This window comes from Rouxiella badensis (assembly GCF_026967515.2).
Classification (GTDB): Bacteria; Pseudomonadota; Gammaproteobacteria; order Enterobacterales; family Enterobacteriaceae; genus Rouxiella; species Rouxiella badensis.
In genome coordinates, this window is record NZ_CP114062.1 from 2,943,259 (window position 1) to 2,964,108 (window position 20,850).

The following is a 20,850-nucleotide window of genomic DNA, read 5'->3' on the forward strand; positions in this document are numbered from 1 at the left end:
CTTTTAAAAGAATAAAACAACCTTAACAAGACCTGTTGATGCCTTTTTTTTATCCACCTTCGAGATAAAAAAAAGGCCGCTGAATCAATCAGCGGCCTCTTGTTTTCACTCTCGCGCAGCCGCAGCCGCTCTTAAGTTAATTACTTTTTAGCATCGTCAGGCAATGCATAAGCGATGATGTAGTCGCCCAGCTTGGTACCGAATGAACCGTGACCGCCAGCAGCAATAACCACATACTGCTTACCGTTCACTTCATAGGTCATTGGTGTAGCCTGACCCCCCGCCGGCAGACGAGCCTGCCACAGTTGATCACCGTTGCTCATGTTGAATGCGCGCAGGTAGTTGTCCGCCGTTGCCGCGATGAAGAAGACGTTACCCGCGGTTGAGGTCGGAGCACCCAGCATTGGCATACCCATTTTGAACGGTAATGGAACTGGTGAGCTGTCGCGAACGGTACCGATACGTTTTTTCCATACGATATCGTTGGTTTTCAGGTCAACACCGGAGATGTAGCCCCATGAAGGTTGCTTACATGGGAAGCCCAGTGGAGACAGGAACGCGTTCAGTTCAACGCCGTAAGGCACGCCGTACTGAGTCTGGATACCAGATTCAGTCCCGCTACCGCCGGTTGCACCCGCTGGAGGTTCAATCGGGTTACCTGGACCACGTGGGATCAGTTTAGAGGTAAACGGCAGTGCGATCGGGTTAGCAATAGCCAGCTGACGATCGGTGTCAACAGAGATACCGCCCCACTCGAACATACCCAGGTTACCCGGGAATACCAACGTGCCCTGCTCTGAAGGAGGTGTAAAGGTCCCTTCATAACGCAGACGATGGAACATCACACGACACATCAGCTGGTCGTAGATGGTTGCGCCCCACATGTCTTTACCGGTCAGCTTGGCTGATGGACGGAAAGTCAGGTCAGAGAATGGCTGAGTTGGAGACGTATGGTCGCCCGTTGCCGCGCCCTGTGGAACAGGTTTTTCAGGCGCTGGAACAACCAGTTTGCCGTCACGACGGTCGAGAACAAAAATGTTACCGGTTTTGGTAGGAACATAGATAACCGGAACTTTGTTGCCACTCTTGTCAGTGATGTCAGCCAGCGTTGGCTGTGCGGGTACGTCCATGTCCCACAGGTCATGGTGTACGGTCTGATAAACCCAGGCCAGTTTACCGGTGGTCGCATTCAGCGCCAGCAGGCTGCTCGCGTAACGCTCCATGTCTGGAGTACGGTTGCCGCCCCAGATATCCGGAGTTTCCACGCCCATTGGCAGGTAAACCAGGTCAAGATTTGCATCGTAGGCAGCAGGTGCCCATGAGTTTGGTGAGTTAGGCGTGTAGTTTTCGCCCGGACCTGGGATCTTGTTCGGATCCGCAGCGCCTGGGTCAAATGCCCACAGCAGTTTACCCGTATGTACGTCGAAACCACGGATAACGCCTGAAGGTTCCTTGGTTGAGTAGTTATCGGTTACCGCACCGGCAACGATAATTACGCTTTTGGTAACAATCGGCGGTGAGGTTGGCTCGTAACGGCCCGCAGTCGCATAAGGCATGTTGCTCTGCAGGTTCAGCTCGCCGTTGTTACCGAAATCTGCACAACGCGCGCCAGTTTCTGCATCGAGGGCAAACAGACGACCGTCATTGACCGGCAGCAGGACGCGGCGAGAACAGATGGCCGGAGCGGCACCCTGAGTCTCGTTGCTTTGTGCAGCAGCAGGATCTTCATAGTAAGAAACGCCACGGCAGGTCACGTGCTGGAAGGTTGGGTCGGTTTTCAGCTGGGGATCAAACGTCCACTTCTCTTTACCGGTGGCCGCATCCAGAGCAAACAGCTTCTGGTGAGGAGTACAAAGATAAAGAGTATCGTGGATTTTAATCGGGGTAACTTCGTCAGTTATCTCACCCGGATCGTGTGAAGTTTTCACATCACCCGTTTGGAATGACCAAGCTTCTTTCAGCTGACCCACGTTCTTGTCGTTGATCTGGCTGAGTGGAGAATAACGGGTACCGCCCTGAGTACGACCGTATGCCGGCCAGTCACCGTCAGCAACGCCTGGGGTAGACTGTACAGGCGCATTGTCGGCAGCAGGGATAGTGCCGTTGATTTCCTGTGGATCGTTGAATACTGAGTAAACCAGTACCACGACGGTGAACACCAGAGAGAGAGCCAGTGCACCACGTGCAACGGCATTCTTGACGCTCATGTAGTTATAAACGATTGGCAGCAGGATCCACAGACCCAGGAAGAACGTCACATCTAAACGTGGCGTCAAGGCCCAGAAGTCAGACCCTACTTCCCAAAGACCCCAAAGAGTGGTGGCAAACAGGAATACGGCATAGAGCAGTAAAACCCCAGCACGGCGGCGTAACAACAGCCATGCTGTCGCCAGATAAACAACACCGGCGATGATGTAATAGAGGGAGCCCCCTATTGCAGTCAGCCAGATCCCGCCGACCAACAGATATAATCCGCTTAACGCGGCGAACAAAGCGGTAATTATAACGACGATGCGCGATAACGAAGCTTTAGTTTGCATATTATTAACCTTACAAGATTTTCATTGTCTTCGATCTCGCCCATTAAAAAGGAGATCTTAAAAACATTCGGCGAAGCACGGAATGTCCTTCCTCGAGCAAGCCAGCCGCAGCAATACCCCGGTTAAATGAGTATAAAAAACTGGCTTACTCTAGGTTCTTTAACGGTCCCGTCTATTCCCTGGCAGGTAACCATGTATGAATTTTGTGCAATTATTCGAAAGTATAGGTAAGAGTTGCGCCGCCGCCCCAATTTCTTCCGGGAGCCGGTTCAAAATAACGGCCATTACTTTCGTTCACGATAACCGAGCCGACATAATTCCTGTTGAACAGGTTGTCGACGCGGGTAAATAAATCCAGCGACCAGTTGCTGCGCCAGTCCAGACGGTATCCCGCGTTCAGACTGGTCAGGGTATAAGCCGGTGCCTGAGCGGTATTGGCATCGTTGGCCTGAATATCGCTCATGTAGCGAATTTCGGCGCCCGCATGGAAACCTTCCGGCGGCGCCCAACCCAGCGAGGCGTAAGCGGAGTTGCGCGCAATACCCGGCATCTTGTTACCGGCAGGAATGCTGCTCACTGCCGTATTGACGTCATCACGATAGGTCGCATCGAGCAGCGTCCAGGCCATGCGCACGCGCCAGTCTGAGGCAAACTGCTGATCGAACGACAGTTCAAGCCCGCGACGTCGCGTCGTGCCGACGTTGGTATAACTGGTGCGCCCGCTGCCGCTGGTCGCGACGGCCAAATCGTTGTCGGTGTCGGTCTGGAACAGCGCTGCCGTCAACAGGCCATAGCCGATACGCGTCTTGCTGCCAATCTCGACGGTGTTGCTGGTCGACGGTTTCAGGTTGATATTCAGACCCGCCGTACCGTCAGGGCGATAAGACAGCTGATTAATGGTTGGCGTCTCGAATCCGCGCCCCGCTGAAACGTATACGTTCCAGGCAGGCGTTAGCGCATAACTCAGAGAAGCCATCGGCAGCGCTTTGTGATAGCGCGTACTGCCGCTGTCATCGCCGTTGCCGGTGGTAATGTAATAATCTTTCGAATTGAAGCTCACGGTGCTGTAGCGCATCCCGGCGTTCAACGTCAGTCGGTCCGTTAGCTGCCAGCTCGTTTGCAGATAAGGGTCCAGATTCCACATCTTGTTCTTTTCGTTACGGCGCTCGTCACCCTTCACGCCGTACTCGGTAAAGTCATTCTCCACCACGAAATTCTCATAACCCTGACGACGTTCGGTCATGGTTTCATAATCCAGCCCACCAATGAGGGTGAAAGGCACCGATCCCCACTGGTCGTTATGCTTCCAGCGCGTGTCAATCCCCTGATAACGGCGCTCGAGCACAATCACGCCGCCCGGATAAGCCGGATTCGCCTGCGTCGCCTTCGGGATCGACTGATACTGAGTGGTATGACGCTCACCCTGATAGGTCATGATGGTGAGCTGGTCGTTGTCGCTCATTTCACGCTGATAGCGCAAACCCACCTGCGTCTGGTCAATAGATTTTCGAGTGTTGTACTGATCGGCGCGCGGTGACTGCGTCGGATTTGCCTTCCATTCGGCCTCGGTCAGACCGCCAGGATCGCCCGCATCAACCGAGACGCTGTTAAACATCAGCGTCAAGGTACTGCGATCGTCGAGGCGTACGCCAAGCTTACCGTTACCCAGATTCTTGCGCGCCGAGCTGTGGTCGCGGAAGCCCTGGGTGGTAAAACGCGAAGCCGAAAGGGTGTAATTCACATCACCCGCATGGGTGCCATCGCCGGTGGCACCCGAGGCCGTGACGCTGTTGCGAAACGAACCGTAGCTGCCGAAATAAGTGCCGGCAGTCAGCGTCGTCGGCTGGGTGCCAGACCGGGTCTCGACGTTAACCACGCCGCCGGAGGCGTTACCGTACAGCGCCGAAAACGGGCCGCGCAGCACTTCAATCTTGTCGACCGAGGCCAGGTCGATGTTGGAGGTCTGGCCCTGACCGTCTGGCATAGTCGCCGGAATACCGTCCACGTAAATTCGCACGCCGCTGACGCCGTAGGTCGAGTTGGCACCAAAGCCACGAATCGACAGCTGAAGATCTTGTGAATAGTTCTGGCGGTTCTGTACCTGCAGGCCGGGGACGCCGGTTAGGCTCTCCGAAAGATTGACCTGAGGCTTGCTGTCACGCACGTCGTCGCCGTTGACTATGCTTACGGCGGCGGGAGTATCAAGCTCCGACAGGCCGGTATTCTGCTGCTGGGGAACGATAAGCAGCGTATTGCCTTGCGTTGAGTCAGACTTAACCGAATTGTCCTTCGCCGAAGATTTATCTGCAGTGACTGCGGTTTGCGCGTAACTTACTGATAATGGCCAAAAAATAGACAAAATAACGAAAGTTGAAATTGAAGTTTTGTTATTCACGGAAAGATTTCGATTTGTAAGTTAAGCCTGCTTACGCGCCTGCCGACTCCTCAGAATAAGTCGGTGAAACTCGTAATCCCCAGCGACCCTGTTACGCAGTTGCATAATATAAATTTAATTAAGCGACGAGTATATACAGTTCCTTACAGAATGGCCTTATTTTAAAAAATATAGCACGCAGAGTTAACGCCCCTGATTTTTTAAGTTATCCAGACGTATGAAATATGTATCCACGAAAGAGTGTAATCGGTTACACAACCAGAGAACAGAATAAAATATCGAAATTCAAAAAAGACGCCTCGCCAGCACTCACCTAATTATAGAATATTCTATAAAATAAAAAATAATTACAAAACAATGAATTAAAACAAAGCAACCGAGTGCTTTCTCGGGATGGAAATAATGTACCAATAGGTACGCAATTCGCTGTTTAGCGGTCAATAATAATTCCAAGGCGAATTTAACAACACTAACTTGCGGGTTATATATGGGGTAGAAAGGGAGAGTGATGTAACCGCTCACGCGTCATCAAGTGCAATTATTAGACATAATTGCACTTAACTGCTCTTTACATAACGTTTGCAGACTCACGATTTTGACGCTTTGTCGCTATTCTGTTGCTGCCTAATTATTCCCGCTCGCTTGCCGATATTTCGCTAATTATTTCCAGTCAATCTTGATATCACGCCGAGATAATAGGAATTAACTATTTATAATTAAAATTAGATAAGTATTACCGATGAAGTGTGATGCAGATCACACTTCATTAACCTCGCCTACGCTGGCACGTAAATGCTCAATAAACAGACGAACCTTCTCCGGCACGTAGCGCGTATTCGGGTAAAGCGCATAGACTCCCTGTCGCGGAAACTGGTGGTCGGGCAACAGCACCGTCAATTTCTGCTTTGCAACGTGCTCCGCGACCAACCACTGCGGCAACAGGGCGATGCCCGCCCCATGAAGTGCAAACGACAGCAATGCTGCGGCGCTGTCGGCAGTCACACAGGCATCTGGCTCAACGCTAAACAGGCAACTCACTTTTTGTGGCGTCGTCACGACCCAGCTTAGCGGCGTGCTTAACCGACTGTGGGCAAGCCATTTGGCCTGCGCCAGTTGCTCGAGCGTATTCAAGCCCTGTGGCGCATAGCGCTGCAAATAGGCAGGTGAAGCGACAGGGAGAATGGCAAAGCTGTCGATCAGGGTCGCATGATGGCTGGAGTCGGCGAGCTGGCCGAGGCGGATAGCGACGTCAAAACGACCGGAGATTAAATCGTTGTGCTGTGAGGAAGAAACCTGCTGGATGCGCAGTTGCGGATGCCGCTCGCTGAATGAGGTTAGCGCAGGGACCACCACCCGCGCGCCATACTCTGGCGTCGTGGTCAGCCGCAGTGTACCGCTCAGGCCTTGATGATCGAGCCTGACCTCGTCAAGCACACTTTCTGCGTCCTGCAACAGCAGCAGGCAGCGCTGATAAAACCCCTCCCCTGCGCCGGTCAAAGAGACCCGCCGCGTCGTGCGATGCAGTAGCGCCACGCCCAGTTCGGCCTCAAGCTGTTTGATGTTAAAACTGACGACGGCCTTGGTCAGCCCCATCGTTGCCGCAGCCGCGGTAAAACTTCCCGCCGCCGCTACGTTGACGAACATCTCCAGCCGTTGAAAATTCAGCATGACGCCCCCTTACTGTCAAAATATTTTTGACAGTGTAACTGCTGGTAGCCGGTTTATCCGCTTCCTTTTGTTGTCTACACTCCCCATTCTTGAGCTGGAAGTGCGATGAAGGATGCTATGAATTATCGAATGCGCGTGGCCGTTGTTTACCTGCTTGGTTTCTTTATCGACCTGATTAACATGTTTATTTCCAACGTGGCCTATCCCGCCATCTCACGCAGCTTTCATGCGACGGTGGAACAGCTCGCCTGGGTCAGCAATGGCTACATCATCGGATTGACGCTGATTATTCCCGCCAGCCGCTGGCTCGCCGCTCGCCTCGGCTCAAAACGGCTGTTTCTGCTCTCGCTGAGCCTCTTTATGGTCGCGACGCTGGGCGCAGGAACGGCGAACTCCCTGACCTCACTGGTCGGCTGGCGCGTAGCGCAGGGGCTGGGGGGCGGGCTGCTTATCCCTATCGGTCAGACGCTGACCTATTCACTCTATCCCGCCAATGAACGTGCGCGTCTCTCGGCGGTCATTATGCTCGTGGGGTTGCTGGCTCCGGCGCTTTCTCCGGCGCTCGGCGGGGTGATTGCCGACGGCCTCGGCTGGCGATGGGTATTTTTTGCCTCTTTGCCGCTGGCGACGCTGACGCTGCTGCTGGCTGCATTTTGGCTGCGTAACGATGAAACGGCAGCGGTGAAGACCCGCCTCGATGCCGTCGGACTGCTGATGTCATGCGCCGCATTAACGCTGATTCTGCTCGGGCTGACTCAGCTGGGTACTCGTACTGAAAGAATCGGCGGCGCAATGCTGCTGCTCGCCGGGATTGCACTGATGGCGATTTACGTACGCCAGTCGCTTCGAAAAACTCACCCTCTGCTTAACCTGCGGCTGGTCGCACTGCCGCTGCTAAGAACCTCGATGCTCATCTATCAGCTGGTGCCCGGTCTGTTTACCGGCGTCAGCCTGCTCGCCATGCTTTATCTGCAAAACCAGCTTGCCATGTCGGCCACCCATGTCGGTGAGCTTATGCTGCCATGGGCGCTGGCGGCCTTTGTTGCCATCAGCCTGACCGGCAGGCAGTTTAACCGTCTTGGACCGCGCCCGCTGTTTATTGCGGGATGCCTCATCAATGGATTGGGCATCGCCGCGCTCACGCTTATCGGCAGCGGGGACGATAGACTGACTCAAATGACCTGTTTCGCGCTGATGGGGTTTGGCAGCAGCCTTTGCAGCAGCACGGCACAAAGCGCGGCGTTTATCGAGACTCACGACGCGCAGCTGGGCGACGCCAGTGCGCTGTGGAACATCAACCGCCAGCTGAGCTTTTGTCTTGGCGTCACGCTGATGGGTCTGCTGTTTAACCTGTTTTCAACGCTAACAGAAGGCTCGGTCACGCTTGCCTATCGCAGCTGCTTTGTCGTCGCGGCGCTAAGCAGCGTGATTCCTGTGGCGCTCTGTCTGCGCCTCAAAGACAACGCCATCGTGGAAAAACTCGCACAATAATTTGGAGAATCTATGCAGCACAACAACCCTTACTTTAATGAAGTTATCGAGGCACACGTTCTTATCCAGCAATGGCTGGCAGGCCACGCGCCACAAGCGGTATGCGAGCAACTGCTGTCGAGATTCAGCCCGCGGTATAGCATGGTGGGCATCGCAGGAAAGGCATTGGATTACGCCGGGCTGACGCAGTTTTTCCGCAGCAGCGGAGGGGCAAAAAGCGGGCTAGAAATCGAGGTCTTCGCGCTGCATATCATCAGCGAATGGCCGAACGGTGCGGTCGTGAGCTATCAGGAAAAGCAGGCGCAGCCTGGCAACCCCGCAACGCTGCGCCATTCAACCGCCGTGTTTGAACGCACAGCAGAAGGAAGAATTGTCTGGCAGCACCTGCACGAGACTGCAGCAGGCTAACTTATCAAGGCACTGGCCGTTACCTCGTCGGTGATGAGGCCATGCAGCAGGCCGCTGGACAGGACGGCGCGAATCGCTTCTACCTTGTTCTCGCCACCGGCAATCGCCACAATTTTGTCGGCGCGATTGGCATCCAGACTGACCGCCAGCATTCTTGCGGTGAGCTGGGTGTTGATTACCCGCCCGTGTCGGTCGAAGAAGTGCCCAATCAATTCACCCACGCCGCCCGAGGCAGAGATATCGAGCATTTCGCCCTCTTCCACCATACCCGCTTCCACCAGCTGAGCCGCAGCCTCGACGGTACCGATACCCACCAGTTTGACTTCGGCGCCTTCAGCCATAGAAAACACCTCTTTCACGCCGCGCTGGGCCAGCAGTACTTCTTTATCTTCCACCGTATTTGCCAGGAACGGCACCGGCATAATGTAGGCATGCGCGCCGGTTTTCTCGGCAATGCGATGCATAACGTCGTGAGGGTTGAGGGCATAATTGCGGGTCAGACAGCCGAGCAACGACACAAAGCGCACGCTCTGGGCATCGATTCGGGGAAGTTGGTGAATCACGGAGGAAAGCGTTCGCCCATGGCCCAGCCCGAGCGTAGTCATCTCGCCGGACGCCAGCAGGCTGCGCAAATAGTCTGCGCCCGCCATACCGAGCGCCCGCACCGGCAGCCCGCTTTCGGCGAGGTCCGGTGCGACGCGGCAAAAGCTCAGCCCAAAGTTGTCGCGCAGGCGATTTTCGAGCTCGACGCATTCAACGATATCGCCGTCGATGGTCACTTTTACCGCCCCGTCGGCGACTACGCGGGCAATCATGCGGTGTGTTTTCAACGAAGGTAAACCAAGACGTTTTGCCACGTCCGCCTGAGTCAGTCCTCCCACGTAGTGCAGCCATGCGGCTCGTAGTGCAAGGGAGTCGTCAGCGTCCGCCTGCGAGGAAGAATGTTTCATGGATTACCCCGGGAACAACCCTGTCATTTAATCGCGTGTACCATGCAGACCGCTTTGGCTGCTTCAGCGCCTTTCTTGATGAAGTGCTGATGATAGAACTCGGTAAACTCTTTTTCAGGTTGGAAGTTGTGCGGCGTCAGGGAAACCGAGAACACCGGGACTTCGGTTTCTAGCTGGACCTGCATCAGGCCGCTAACGACCGCCTGCGCAACGAAGTCATGGCGATAAATTCCGCCGTCTACCACCAGTGCGGCGCAGACCACGGCATCGATGTTGCCGCGTTTTGCCAGGCGCTTGGCCAGCAGAGGCATCTCAAAAGCGCCAGGAACGTCATATACTTCAATTTCATACGCTTGGTTGTTGCTTTCAAAATACTGCTTAAAGCCTACCAGCGTCTGGTTAACGATATCGGCATGCCAGTTGGCTTTGACGTAGGCAATCTTAATAGGGGCGGTCATAAAAACTCCAGTAAAGGTTTGATGATATCATCATTATAATCAAGGGTATCGCCCTTATCATCCACGATAAAACGGCCGTTATAGCGATAAGTGCTGGCTGCCGGAATCAATATACGGTGCCCAGAACGCCACGCTCTCAGCAATCTGTGCGACCACCTGCCGGTCGCTCGGCTCACGCTCTTTGAAACTCAGCTCGAGACAAATTTCGTTGTCCCGCGCGCCTCCGCTGGCAAACGCTTTAAGTAGCGGCTCGGGCTGGATCCGACCGTTAACATTATACTGCGCAGTGAAGGGTCGATGACCACCTTTATCTAACATACTTTGCTTTATATGAATAATCGGCGAGTAACGAGGCACGGCGGCGGCCCAGGCATAGGGATCGTAATCCTGTGGATTATCGGAGGTCACGTCGCCGTGATCGATATCCGCCATCATCCACATCGGAATCGCCATCGCGGTCTCCGTCAGCCGTTTTTGCAGGTCGAGGCTGGCCTGAATAGTTTCGCCAAACTCCCTTCCCACGCTCATAGGCTCCCAAAAGAGGAACTCGAGACCGGCCGTTTTCGCATGCTCCGCGACTTCGCACCAGCAATCGAGCGCGGTATTTTGCAGCGCTTCACGTCGCTCGGTATAGTCAAAATCTTGATAAGTAAAGATAGCAAATTGCGAACCCACGGATTTTCCGCCGAGATCGGCGATAATGTCAGCAAAAATTTTGAACCAGTCGACGTAATAGCGGCGCACGCTGGCATCCGGATGACCAAAATGATTCAGTCGCCCGTAGGGGCCAGTCATGCCGGAAGTTACCCGCACGCCGGTACTCTCCATCGCCGTCTTCATACGCCGGGTGAGACTGCGCAGGGTCGAGGCAGGCCACGACGGATTGATAAATTCGTGAGTCAACTGCAGGTCTCGAATGCGAATATCGCGCGCCACGGTGTAAATCAGGTCTTCCGGTTCAGCGAAGCGATTCACCAGCGGATTAGTATTTAAAGACAGAGTGAGTGCCATCATTGCCCCCTAAATCAGCTGGCGTTTGCCTGTAAAACCACCGGTGGCTGCGTGACCAGCGTCTGTTCAAACCACTGTTCGAACGCCTTAATCTCATCTTCCGAAAGATGTAGCCCGTGTTTGGTGCGGCGTTTGAGAATGTCTTCCGGTCGCTGTGCCCACTCGTTTTTTACCAGGTAGCGCGCTTCGGCCTCGTAAAAATCGCCGCCGAAATGGCGTCCTAGGTCGGCGAGCGTGGTGGCCTCTGCCAGTAGATTGCCGGTTCGTGCGCCATAGAGGCGAGCAAAGTGTTTACGCAATGACGGCGGCAACCACGGGTAATCGGTTTTGAGTTTTTCGCTGAAGGCCTCGAAATCGGCGTTTTCAATCTCCCCGCCAGGCAGCACGCTTTCCCGCGTCCAGTCCGGTCCCATGTTCGGCAGAGCCTCTTTCAGCCGTTGCATCGCGTGCTCGGCCAGCTTGCGGAAGGTGGTTATCTTGCCGCCAAACACGTGCAGGATAGGCGCACCACCCTGCGTATCGAGGTCGAACACGTAGTCGCGCGTCACGGCAGACGGATTGCCCTTACCGTCGTCAAACAGCGGCCGCACGCCGGAGAAATGGGTTATCACGTCGTCGCGGCGCAGCTTGACCTTGAAGTAACGGTTTACCGCGTCCATCAGATACTGGATCTCGCTTTCGTCCGCCTTCACGTCCTCGGCGCGCCCCTCATAGGGAATATCCGTGGTGCCAATCAGGGCCATGTCGCCCTCATACGGATTGATGAAAATCACCCGTTTATCATGATTCTGCACCAGATAGGCCTGCTGCCCTTCCCAGAATTTTGGCACAATAATGTGCGAGCCTTTCACCAACCGCACGTTGCGCGCGCTGCGGGTGTGGGTTACCTGTTTGACGATATCCAGCACCCATGGACCGGCGGCATTAATAAGTACCTTGGCGAATACCTGACGCATCTCGCCGCTATGTTCATCGCGCAGAAAAATCTCCCAGCGGTCCTTGCTGCGTTTCGCCATCACACAGGCGGTGCGGGTAAGAATTGTCGCGCCCTTCTCTTTCGCACCAAGCGCGTTGAGTGTCACCATTCTCGCGTCATCGACCCAGCAGTCGGAATACTCGAAACCGCGATGATATTCGTCGAGCAAAGGCGTGCCTTCAGGGCTTCGGTCGAGATTGAGTGAACGCGTGCCGGGCAGTTTTTTTCGCCCTCCCAGGTGGTCATAGAGGAACAGTCCAAGGCGTACCAGCCACGCGGGCCTGTCCTGCGGGCTGTGCGGCAGCACAAAGCGCATCGGCCAGATAATGTGACAGGCAGAGTTAAGCAACACCTCGCGTTCAATCAGCGCCTCGCGCACCAGACGAAATTCATAGTATTCGAGGTAGCGCAGACCGCCGTGAACCAGCTTGCCGGAACGGGAAGAGGTGCCCTGAGCGAGGTCGTCTTTCTCACACATCATCACCGACAGGCCACGTCCGGCGGCGTCGCGCGCAATACCGGCGCCGTTGATGCCGCCGCCAATGACAAAAACGTCCAACAAGTCTGAATCACTCATTGTCTACTCCTTTCAGAGACTGCAACTCGGCCCACACCGGCGGTAACAGCGAACGCGTTTGCCGATAGGTCTCGAACAGTCGGTTGTAATGGTTGACCAGCGCCGGGGAAGGCGTTTCGACCACACTCAGCAACGGCGTAACCCAGGTGGCAATACAGCTTTCCATATCGGGGTAAGCGCCAATCGCCACGGCGGCCATCATCGCCGCCCCTGCGGCCCCGGCCTCATCGCGAATGCTGACCCGCACCGGTGCCCCGATACAGGCGGACAAAATCTGCCGCACCTTCGCCGAACGCACCGCGCCACCGGACAACCGCAGCTCGAGCGGCGTTTGAGCAGACATCGCCCGATAACAGTCGCGAGCCGCCATACCAATCCCCTCTATCACCGCACGAAGCAAATCGGCGTAGCCGTGGCTGTAGCGCAGACCAATAAAACTGGCGCGGGCGTCGGCATTAACGAATGGCCCCCGCTCACCGGCCAGAGAGATATAGGGGTGATACATCAGTTCGTCGGGATGGGTGTTCTCCAGCCATTTATCGAGGTGCTTCACCAGCGTGGCGTGATCCGCCTTGCCACCAAACTCCTCGATAAGCGACAGCGTCATGTTGAGTAACCAGTCGAGATTGAGCGTAGCGGCCATGTTGGTCTGCATCTGCGTCACCTGATGGGGTATCGGCAGCGTGATAACGTAGCCGGTCTGCGCCTGATTCAGGAAAACATCGGACGAATGCACCGAACGCATGTGTACGCCGGTAGAGCCGATGATTGAGCAGGCGGTATTCTTGTTAAAGGAGGCGTCTCCGCCGGTGTGCACACCGGCACCCAGCCCGGTCATCACCATATCGACATAGCCCAGGCAGACCGGCGTTCCCGCCAGCAGCCCAGTAGCCTCGGCGGCCTCGGGCGTGAGCGGATGCGTTACCTGGGTACCCTCGACAATTTCCGGCAACAGATAGCGTCGTTCCTGAAGCCCCAATGCCTCGATGACCACGTCTTCGTAGCCGCGATGGCGGAAATTACCGAAGGTGAAACTCGCCTCGGAGGGATCTGTGGCGCGCACGCCGGTCAAGTTAAGGTACAGCCAGTCTTTACAGTGCATCACCGCCTCGGCGCTCTCCAGCAGTTCGCGGTGATGCGCCTGCATATAGGCAAGCTGCGCGCCCTGCTGGCAGGTGTTAAGGCCGGTGCCGGTGGCGCTGAATCGCTCACGAGAAAGCGGAGACTGCTCCAACTGGCGGACGGTATCAGCGGCGCGAGCGTCAAGCCAGATCCACGCATCCCCTACCGGACGATTCTCTTTCCCCACCAGCCAGGTGCCGTCTCCCTGCGCCGTGACCGCCAGCGCCACGACTCTCGACGCCAGATTCTCGATGTCATCGGCAAGATGACGAATAGCATCAACACAGTCATGCCAGGTTTTATCCATTGACTGTAGCGCCGATCCGTCTTCTCCACGTTGATAGGTATTTCTGACCGATGCACAACCCAATTGTTGACCTTCAAGGTCAAACGCGACGGCTTTTACCACCGAGGTTCCGGAGTCAATGCCGAGAATAATGTCGCGGTTATCCATTTATTACTCCCGAATGTTGAGGGGCAAACTAAACATATCACTAAGCTAACATAGAGAATGAATTAAATTTCAGTACAAATAAAATTTTTCAATTCAGTAAGCGCTCTCGATCACAAATTTGTTTGATAAATGATCACATTTGTCGGGAAACTCTTTATTGTCTTTAGACCAGCATCAGGGAAAACTCAGATAATAATCACCACGTGATCCTGAGAGAGCTTGAGACTCCCAGTAAAATCGTAACTTCGCATTAATTTTAAAATACAAATAAAATCAATTATTTAAACAAGAAACTCCTGATAAATACAGGCGTTAAGGATCCGCAACTAACGTCGAGAAGGCTAAAAAGCAAACAGGAAGGAGATCCAGATCTCCAACCGCAAAAAAAGTCGGTAAAGCGATTGACAAAAAATATCACGCATAACATTTTCAACATTAACAGTTATCATATTTATAACATTTCAACGCGGCAAAACGCCGCATAGATATGATAATAATCACACTAATCATGTGATATAGGCCATGAGGGAAAGTCACTATGAGGTCCATGCTATGACGACGCTTTCAATCCTTTCTAACCAGGTCACGCCGCGAACCTTAAAAAAGATTGGCGTCGCTTTGGCCGTTACGCTTGCTGTGATGGTGGCCATTGGCCTGAACACCAAAGTGGTCAAAATTGGCTCAACGGAAGACGTGGCCGAGCAGGCCTTCAATCCGGACAGCTACGGGGACAAAACTTTCCCGCAGATTCAGAAAAGCGTTCAATCGCGTGCAGTCGATGCGGCAACGCTCGCCACGGCGCTCAACGCTGACCCTGCGGCTGCGACGACGAAATACGGCGTCGGTAGCCCGATGCCGGTATTCTCTGTTTCGTTAACAGGCGTAGTTGGAGAAGGCGAGATGGGCATTTACGCACTTAAAGTCGCGGGCATGCCGGACGACATCAAGGTGCGTCTGCAAACCGGTCCGGCCATTAACGGCACCGATCTGCGCGACGCGACCGGCACCCTTCAGTTTGGGGATTTCAAGAACCAGATTGAGTACCAGAATGCCGGTTCGGGGATTAACCGTGCGATGAAAAAAGCGGTATTGAGCAATATCGATACCCAACATCTCAGCGGAAAAACCGTCAAAGTCACCGGCGTATTCCGCCTGCTTAATCCGAAAAACTGGTTGGTAACGCCAGTAGGGATGACCGTCCAATGAGCAATGTAATCACTCATCCCAACGTCATTGATAACCAGACTGAGGGCGAAATCGTGCTCTCGGCGCGTAATGTCAGCAAAGTCTATGGCTCGACTCACGCCCTAAAAGAAGTGGATTTCGACATTCGCCGGGGACAGGTCACCACGCTGTTCGGCGAAAATGGTGCCGGAAAATCGACGCTAATGAAGATCCTTTCCGGCGTGATAACCCCGAGTTCAGGGCAAATCCTCCTCAACGGCGAGCCGGTGGTGTTCAATTCCACCAATCAGGCCCGTGAGTGCGGTATCTCAATCATTCATCAGGAGTTGAACCTCTCTCCCAATATGAACGTGCGCGACAACATCTTCGTCGGCCGTGAACTTCATCATGCCACCGGCGTGAACTTCGCCGAAGAAGAACGCATCGCCCGTGAACTGATGGAAGAGCTGGAGGAGGAGATCGACCCCTTAACCCTGGTTGAGGACTTGCGTCTCGGCCAGCAGCAGATTGTTGAAATAGCCCGTGCACTGTCGGTTAAGTCGCGCATCCTAATCATGGACGAGCCGACTTCCGCACTGAGCGCCGCCGAGGTTGAGGTGCTATTCAAGATTATTCGCGATTTGACCAGCCGCGGCGTCGCCATCGTCTATATCTCGCATCACCTCGAAGAGGCGTTGGAGATAACCGACCGCGCGGTGGTACTGCGCGACGGCGTAATGACCGCCTACGCCAAACGCGAGGATATCGATTTACAGTGGATCGTGCGCAACATGGTGGGTGAGCATTTCGACCTGGGCTCACCGCCGACCGGCTATGAGTTCGGTAATACCGCGCTGGAAGTGGGCGGCCTCACGGTGAAAGGCCCGACCGGCATCAAGGTAGTAGACAACCTGTCACTGGCAATACGCGCCGGGGAAATCGTCTGTATTTATGGCCTGATGGGCGCAGGACGCACCGAATTAATGGAGTGCATCGCCGGTCGAGTTAACGCCGAAAAAGGCACTATCACCCTGAACGGGAAAGAGATCACTGGGTTGAGTATCGCCGACCGTATCGAGAGCGGTCTGGCACTGGTGCCCGAAGACCGCCAGCGCGATGGCCTGATTCAGACCATGACCGTCGGTGAAAATCTTACGCTCGCCAGCATCGGCGATTTTGTCAAAAGGCTGGTGCTGTCCCCAAAACGTGAGAAGCAGCTGGTCGATGAGTCTATCCGCAACGTCACGGTGAAAACCTCCGGCGGCGAAGCCACTATCGGCTCCCTCTCCGGCGGCAACCAGCAGAAAGTGGTCATCGGCAAAATGCTGGCGACGCATCCCAAAGTCATCCTGCTCGATGAGCCGAGCCGGGGGATTGATATCGGCGCCAAGGCCGAAGTGTTCAGGCTATTGGCCGAGAACGCCCGCAAAGGATTGGCGGTTATCTACTCGACGTCGGAAGTGGGCGAATGCCTCAGCGTGGCGCACCGTATCGTGGTGATGAGCAAAGGACATATTTCCGCCATCTTCGACGCCAGTGCAACCAAAGAACAGATTATGGCCGCCTCGGGCGAATCGCTCGTGGCCTGATAGCCGACCACGCTGACCTCAGGCGACTCGGATTTTACGAAAACATTGGAAGCGAACTATCATGAACGACAGAACCCATGCCCTGAGCACCTCGCGTGCACCCACGGCGAAAAAACCCTCGAGCCATCGCAGCTTTAGCATCGCCAAGCTGCTGCTCGAAGGCCGTGCCTTCTTCGCCCTGCTGTTGATTATTATCGTGTTCTCTATCATGTCGCCGAACTACTTTAATTCTGCCAACTTCCTGACCATGGCGTCTCACGTCGCTATCTTTGGGCTGCCGGCGATAGGTATGCTGCTGGTTATCCTCAACGGCGGCATTGACCTGTCGGTAGGATCCACGCTCGGCCTTGCTGGCGTGTTTGCAGGCTTTCTGATGCAGGGCGTCAACCTGCAGGCATTTGGCGTCATCCTCTATTTTCCGGTCTGGGCGGTGGTGATTCTGACCCTCGCACTCGGTGCGGTCGTCGGCCTGATTAACGGAGTCCTGGTCGCCGTGTTTCGCGTGCCGGCCTTCGTCGCCACACTCGGCTCACTGTACGTTGCGCGCGGTATTGCCCTGCTGATGACCAACGGGTTGACCTACAACAAACTCTCCGGTGAAAGCGTGCTCGGCAATACCGGCTTCGACTGGCTCGGCTTTAACCGCATCTTCAATATTCCCATTGGCGTGCTGACTCTGTGTGTCATCGCTTTGGCGTGCGGTTTCCTGCTCAGCCGCACCGCGTTTGGCCGCTGGCTGTATGCTTCCGGCGGTAACGAACGTGCCGCCTCGCTCTCCGGCGTGCCGGTAAAACGGGTCAAAATCACAGTGTATGTCCTCTCTGGCGTCTGCGCCGCCATTGCCGGTCTGGTGCTCTCCTCCCAGCTCACCTCGGCAGGCCCGACGGCAGGTACCACCTATGAACTGACCGCCATCGCCGCAGTGGTTATCGGCGGTGCGGCACTGACCGGCGGACGCGGTAACGTTCGCGGCACGCTGCTTGGCGCATTCGTCATCGGCTTTCTTTCCGACGGGCTGGTTATTATCGGGGTTTCCGCCTACTGGCAAACCGTATTCACCGGCGCGGTCATCGTATTGGCCGTACTGCTTAACACGCTACAGTACGGACGACGCAGCAAGTGATGTGACTTTAGATGTAAAAACAATAAGATAGAAAACTCTACACCCTACAAACACTGGAGTATCTCACATGTTCCATAACAGCAGACGTTTCCTGATGGTCACCGCCGTCGCCGCAATGACGGTGTTCGCGACCCCTTCCTGGGCGGATAAAGGCCTGATGACGATTATCGTCAACGACCCTTCCAACCCTTACTGGTACACCGAGGGCCAGGTGGCTAAGGCACAGGCTGAAAAACTCGGCTATTCGGCGACGGTCAGCGCCCATAAAGGCGATACCAACACCGAAAGCCAACTGATTGACACGGCGATCACCAACAAATCCAAAGCGATTATCCTCGATCCCGCTAACGCAGACGGCTCGGTAGGATCGGTCAAGAAAGCCATCGCGGCGGGGATCCCGGTGATTGTTATCAACGCCGAGCTGAACCAGAGCGGACTGGCGAAGGCGCAACTGGTGTCTAATAACGCGCAGGGTGCCGCATTGGGTGCAATGGAGTGGGTCAAGGCGGTTGGCGACAGCGGTAATTACGTCGAACTGCTCGGTTCGCCGTCAGATAACAATGCCGCAACCCGTGCCAACGGCTACGATACCGTGCTGTCACAGTATCCTGACCTCAAACAGGTTGCCAAAGAGGTTGCCAACTGGGACCGCACTCAGGGCTATAACAAAATGCAGTCCATGCTTCAGGCGCATCCTGACATTAAAGGGGTGATCAGCGGCAACGACGAAATGGCGCTTGGCGCGATTGCCGCGTTGAAAGAAGCGGGGAAACTGGGTCAGGTCAAAGTCGGTGCATTCGATGGCTCACCGGACGCGGTTGATGCAGTGAAAGCCGGCACACTGGCCTACACCGTCATGCAGCCAGTGGCACAATTTGCCGCCAAGGCGATTGATGAGGCCGATACCTTCCTTAAAACCGGTAAAACCGGTGCGGCTCAGGAGAAACAGCTGTTTGACTGTGTGCTGATTAACAAGGATAACGTCGCGAAATACACTTCCGCGTTCAAACTGTCTAATTAACGCAGAGAAACAGGTTAACTTTCCGTTCTTACAGGCTTTTTTACTTCGCTGATTTGCCAAACCGCTCAATCAGCGCTGTAATAGGTCGATTTTACAGGACACCCCGTCGCCCTTCTCGTGCCGACGGGGTGACGTTAATTCGTCTTTTGGAACTCACTATGACTCAGGCTTCCCAAAATAATGCAGTCGACGTTTTCATGGCGGAAGCGCTGCCCAGCGACAGTCGCCAGGCGAGACAGCTTGCACGTCGCCAGCTGATTGTCGAGGCGGTGATGGCGGAAGGCGCGATTCGTATTGAGGACATCACCGACCGCTTCAGCATCAGCCTGATGACCGCACATCGCGACATTGATGAACTGGTCGAGCGCGGCCTGCTGAGAAAGACGCGTGGTGTGGTTTCCGCGACGCCCACCAGCCTGGTCGAGTCCAGCGACGTTTATCGTTCCACCCGTCAGCTTGAAGAAAAATGTGCCCTTGCCGAGGTTGCGGCCAGCTATATCGAACCCGGTCAGGCAATATTTTTCGATGACTCCACTACCGTGCTGCAAATGGCGCGCTATTTGCCGTCAAAAGCGCCGCTGACGGTGATTACTAACTCACTCACAGTGATGACCGAGCTCAAAGAAATGCGCGACATCACCTTAATGGGCCTCGGCGGCCAGTTCTATAACTGGTGCAACGCCTTTATGGGCCAGATGACGCGCAAGGAAATCGCGAATTTACAGGCGGATATGTTCTTCGTCAGCATGTCGGCGATTATCGACGATCGGGTATTTCACCAGTCGGCCGAGATGGTCGAAACCAAGCGCGCAATGTTTGAGTCCTCCGAGAAACGTATTCTGCTGGTCGATCACACCAAGTTTGAACGCCGCGCCCTGCATAGCTTCGCCCACCTCGACGAGTTTGACGTGGTCATCGTCAATCAAGGCACGCCGCTGCCCATCATTCAGCGCATGAAGGATAAAAACGTCAATGTGGTGGTTGCACCGATGAAAGCTGATTAGCCGTTATCCTGAAAACCGGGATAGAGGCTCATCCCACCGTCAACGAACAGCGTGGTGCCATGCACGTAGTCGGAGAGGTCGCTAGCCAGCCAGACCACGGCGTTAGCAACGTCGACAGGGTCACCGATCCGCCCATAGGGCACCAGTTTGAGGATTTTGTTGGTACCTTCTCCCTCTCTGCTGCTTGCATTGATGGGGGTAGCGATGGCCCCAGGAGCCACAGAATTCACGCGGATCTTCTCGCCACCAATCTCCTGCGCGATGCTGCGCATCAACATATCCACTCCCCCTTTCGAAGACGCGTAATTAACGTGCCCACCCCAGGGAATAACCTGATGCACCGAACTCATGTGGATAATTTTCCCGATGGCGCGGCTCACATTGCGCTGTGTCCCCTGTTTGCGGAACTGACGTAATGCCGCGCGGGCACAGAGAAATTGCCCGGTGAGATTCACCTCGATCACCTTGTTCCAGTCCGCCAGCGTCATCTCACCAATCGGCGAATCCTTCTGCAAGCCCGAGTTGGCGACCAAAATATCCAACGCCCCGAATTCGGCGATCGTCTGTTCAAACAGACGCTCAACGTCCTCTTCGTTCGAGACATCTCCCCCTAACGCGATAGCCTGACCGCCCTGTTGACGAATCTGTGCGGCCAAGGCTTCGGCGGGTTCTGCATGACTGTTGTAATTGACAACAACGCTGGCACCGGCGGCTGCCAGCCCTTCGGCACAGGCATAGCCAAGGCCCGAGCTGGCACCGGTGACCAGCGCAATTTGATGAGTAAGAGATAAATTCATGCATGCTCCTCATTGATTTCTATTGGGTATTACAACTTAGTGTAGTCACTAGAGTTGTTCAGCACCGAAATAATGAGCACGCAAAGGTTACAAACTCCTACA

General features: G+C 54.8%; 16 protein-coding genes. 7 read left to right on the forward strand and 9 right to left on the reverse strand.

Annotated elements, in window-relative coordinates; genetic code table 11:
- Positions 1 to 140 precede the first annotated feature (140 nt).
- The 3 genes from O1V65_RS13660 to O1V65_RS13670 form a co-directional block, all read right to left on the reverse strand.
- Complete coding sequence (locus O1V65_RS13660) at positions 141 to 2,540, reverse strand: glucose/quinate/shikimate family membrane-bound PQQ-dependent dehydrogenase (protein ID WP_017491397.1); 2,400 nt, start codon at positions 2,538 to 2,540, stop codon at positions 141 to 143.
- Positions 2,541 to 2,751: 211 nt separating this feature from the next.
- Positions 2,752 to 4,935 carry a TonB-dependent receptor PqqU gene (gene pqqU, locus O1V65_RS13665; protein WP_017491398.1) on the reverse strand — a complete coding sequence of 728 codons (2,184 nt, stop codon included), beginning with the start codon at positions 4,933 to 4,935 and terminating at the stop codon, positions 2,752 to 2,754.
- A gap of 756 nt (positions 4,936 to 5,691) precedes the next feature.
- A complete protein-coding gene (locus O1V65_RS13670; protein ID WP_084911891.1) occupies positions 5,692 to 6,603 on the reverse strand; it encodes a LysR family transcriptional regulator in 912 nt (303 codons plus the stop codon).
- Between the two features lie 117 nt (positions 6,604 to 6,720).
- Here O1V65_RS13670 and O1V65_RS13675 point away from each other — a divergent pair, with 117 nt between their 5' ends.
- On the forward strand, positions 6,721 to 8,094 hold the full coding sequence (locus tag O1V65_RS13675) for an MFS transporter (protein ID WP_084912002.1): 1,374 nt from the start codon (positions 6,721 to 6,723) through the stop codon (positions 8,092 to 8,094).
- Between the two features lie 12 nt (positions 8,095 to 8,106).
- Positions 8,107 to 8,502 (forward strand): DUF4440 domain-containing protein, encoded by a 396-nt coding sequence (locus O1V65_RS13680; RefSeq protein WP_269129789.1) that lies wholly within the window; start codon positions 8,107 to 8,109, stop codon positions 8,500 to 8,502.
- Here O1V65_RS13680 and O1V65_RS13685 read toward each other — a convergent pair.
- The 5 genes from O1V65_RS13685 to O1V65_RS13705 form a co-directional block, all read right to left on the reverse strand.
- Positions 8,499 to 9,452 carry a sugar-binding transcriptional regulator gene (locus O1V65_RS13685; protein ID WP_017494254.1) on the reverse strand — a complete coding sequence of 318 codons (954 nt, stop codon included), beginning with the start codon at positions 9,450 to 9,452 and terminating at the stop codon, positions 8,499 to 8,501. The genes O1V65_RS13680 and O1V65_RS13685 overlap by 4 nt on opposite strands.
- 23 nt (positions 9,453 to 9,475) lie before the next feature.
- Positions 9,476 to 9,910: a 6,7-dimethyl-8-ribityllumazine synthase gene (locus O1V65_RS13690; protein ID WP_017494255.1), complete on the reverse strand. Its 435-nt coding sequence runs from the start codon at positions 9,908 to 9,910 to the stop codon at positions 9,476 to 9,478.
- A 78-nt stretch (positions 9,911 to 9,988) separates the two neighbouring features.
- Positions 9,989 to 10,921 carry a TIM barrel protein gene (locus O1V65_RS13695; protein WP_017494256.1) on the reverse strand — a complete coding sequence of 311 codons (933 nt, stop codon included), beginning with the start codon at positions 10,919 to 10,921 and terminating at the stop codon, positions 9,989 to 9,991.
- A gap of 14 nt (positions 10,922 to 10,935) precedes the next feature.
- Positions 10,936 to 12,474, reverse strand: coding sequence for a glycerol-3-phosphate dehydrogenase (locus tag O1V65_RS13700; protein WP_269129790.1), 1,539 nt, complete (start codon positions 12,472 to 12,474; stop codon positions 10,936 to 10,938).
- A complete protein-coding gene (locus O1V65_RS13705) occupies positions 12,467 to 14,050 on the reverse strand; it encodes an FGGY-family carbohydrate kinase (RefSeq protein ID WP_192503416.1) in 1,584 nt (527 codons plus the stop codon). The genes O1V65_RS13700 and O1V65_RS13705 overlap by 8 nt, the downstream gene beginning before the upstream one ends.
- 552 nt (positions 14,051 to 14,602) lie before the next feature.
- Between O1V65_RS13705 and O1V65_RS13710 the strand changes: the two genes are divergently transcribed.
- From O1V65_RS13710 to O1V65_RS13730, 5 genes are all read left to right on the forward strand, one after another.
- A complete protein-coding gene (locus O1V65_RS13710; protein ID WP_165429723.1) occupies positions 14,603 to 15,256 on the forward strand; it encodes a DUF2291 family protein in 654 nt (217 codons plus the stop codon).
- A complete protein-coding gene (locus O1V65_RS13715; protein ID WP_017492632.1) occupies positions 15,253 to 16,803 on the forward strand; it encodes a sugar ABC transporter ATP-binding protein in 1,551 nt (516 codons plus the stop codon). Before O1V65_RS13710 ends, O1V65_RS13715 begins: the two co-directional genes overlap by 4 nt.
- Positions 16,804 to 16,864: 61 nt before the next feature.
- Positions 16,865 to 17,926, forward strand: a complete 1,062-nt coding sequence (locus tag O1V65_RS13720; protein ID WP_192503414.1) for an ABC transporter permease — start codon at positions 16,865 to 16,867, stop codon at positions 17,924 to 17,926.
- Positions 17,927 to 17,993: 67 nt separating this feature from the next.
- Complete coding sequence (locus tag O1V65_RS13725; protein WP_017492634.1) at positions 17,994 to 18,947, forward strand: D-ribose ABC transporter substrate-binding protein; 954 nt, start codon at positions 17,994 to 17,996, stop codon at positions 18,945 to 18,947.
- A gap of 158 nt (positions 18,948 to 19,105) precedes the next feature.
- The gene (locus O1V65_RS13730; RefSeq protein ID WP_017492635.1) at positions 19,106 to 19,951 is read left to right on the forward strand and encodes a DeoR/GlpR family DNA-binding transcription regulator; all 846 of its coding nucleotides are present in this window, start codon (positions 19,106 to 19,108) and stop codon (positions 19,949 to 19,951) included.
- Here the strand turns inward: O1V65_RS13730 and O1V65_RS13735 are convergent.
- Positions 19,948 to 20,748, reverse strand: coding sequence for an SDR family oxidoreductase (locus tag O1V65_RS13735; RefSeq protein ID WP_017492636.1), 801 nt, complete (start codon positions 20,746 to 20,748; stop codon positions 19,948 to 19,950). The two genes, O1V65_RS13730 and O1V65_RS13735, sit on opposite strands and share 4 nt — an antisense overlap.
- Positions 20,749 to 20,850: the final 102 nt, after the last annotated feature.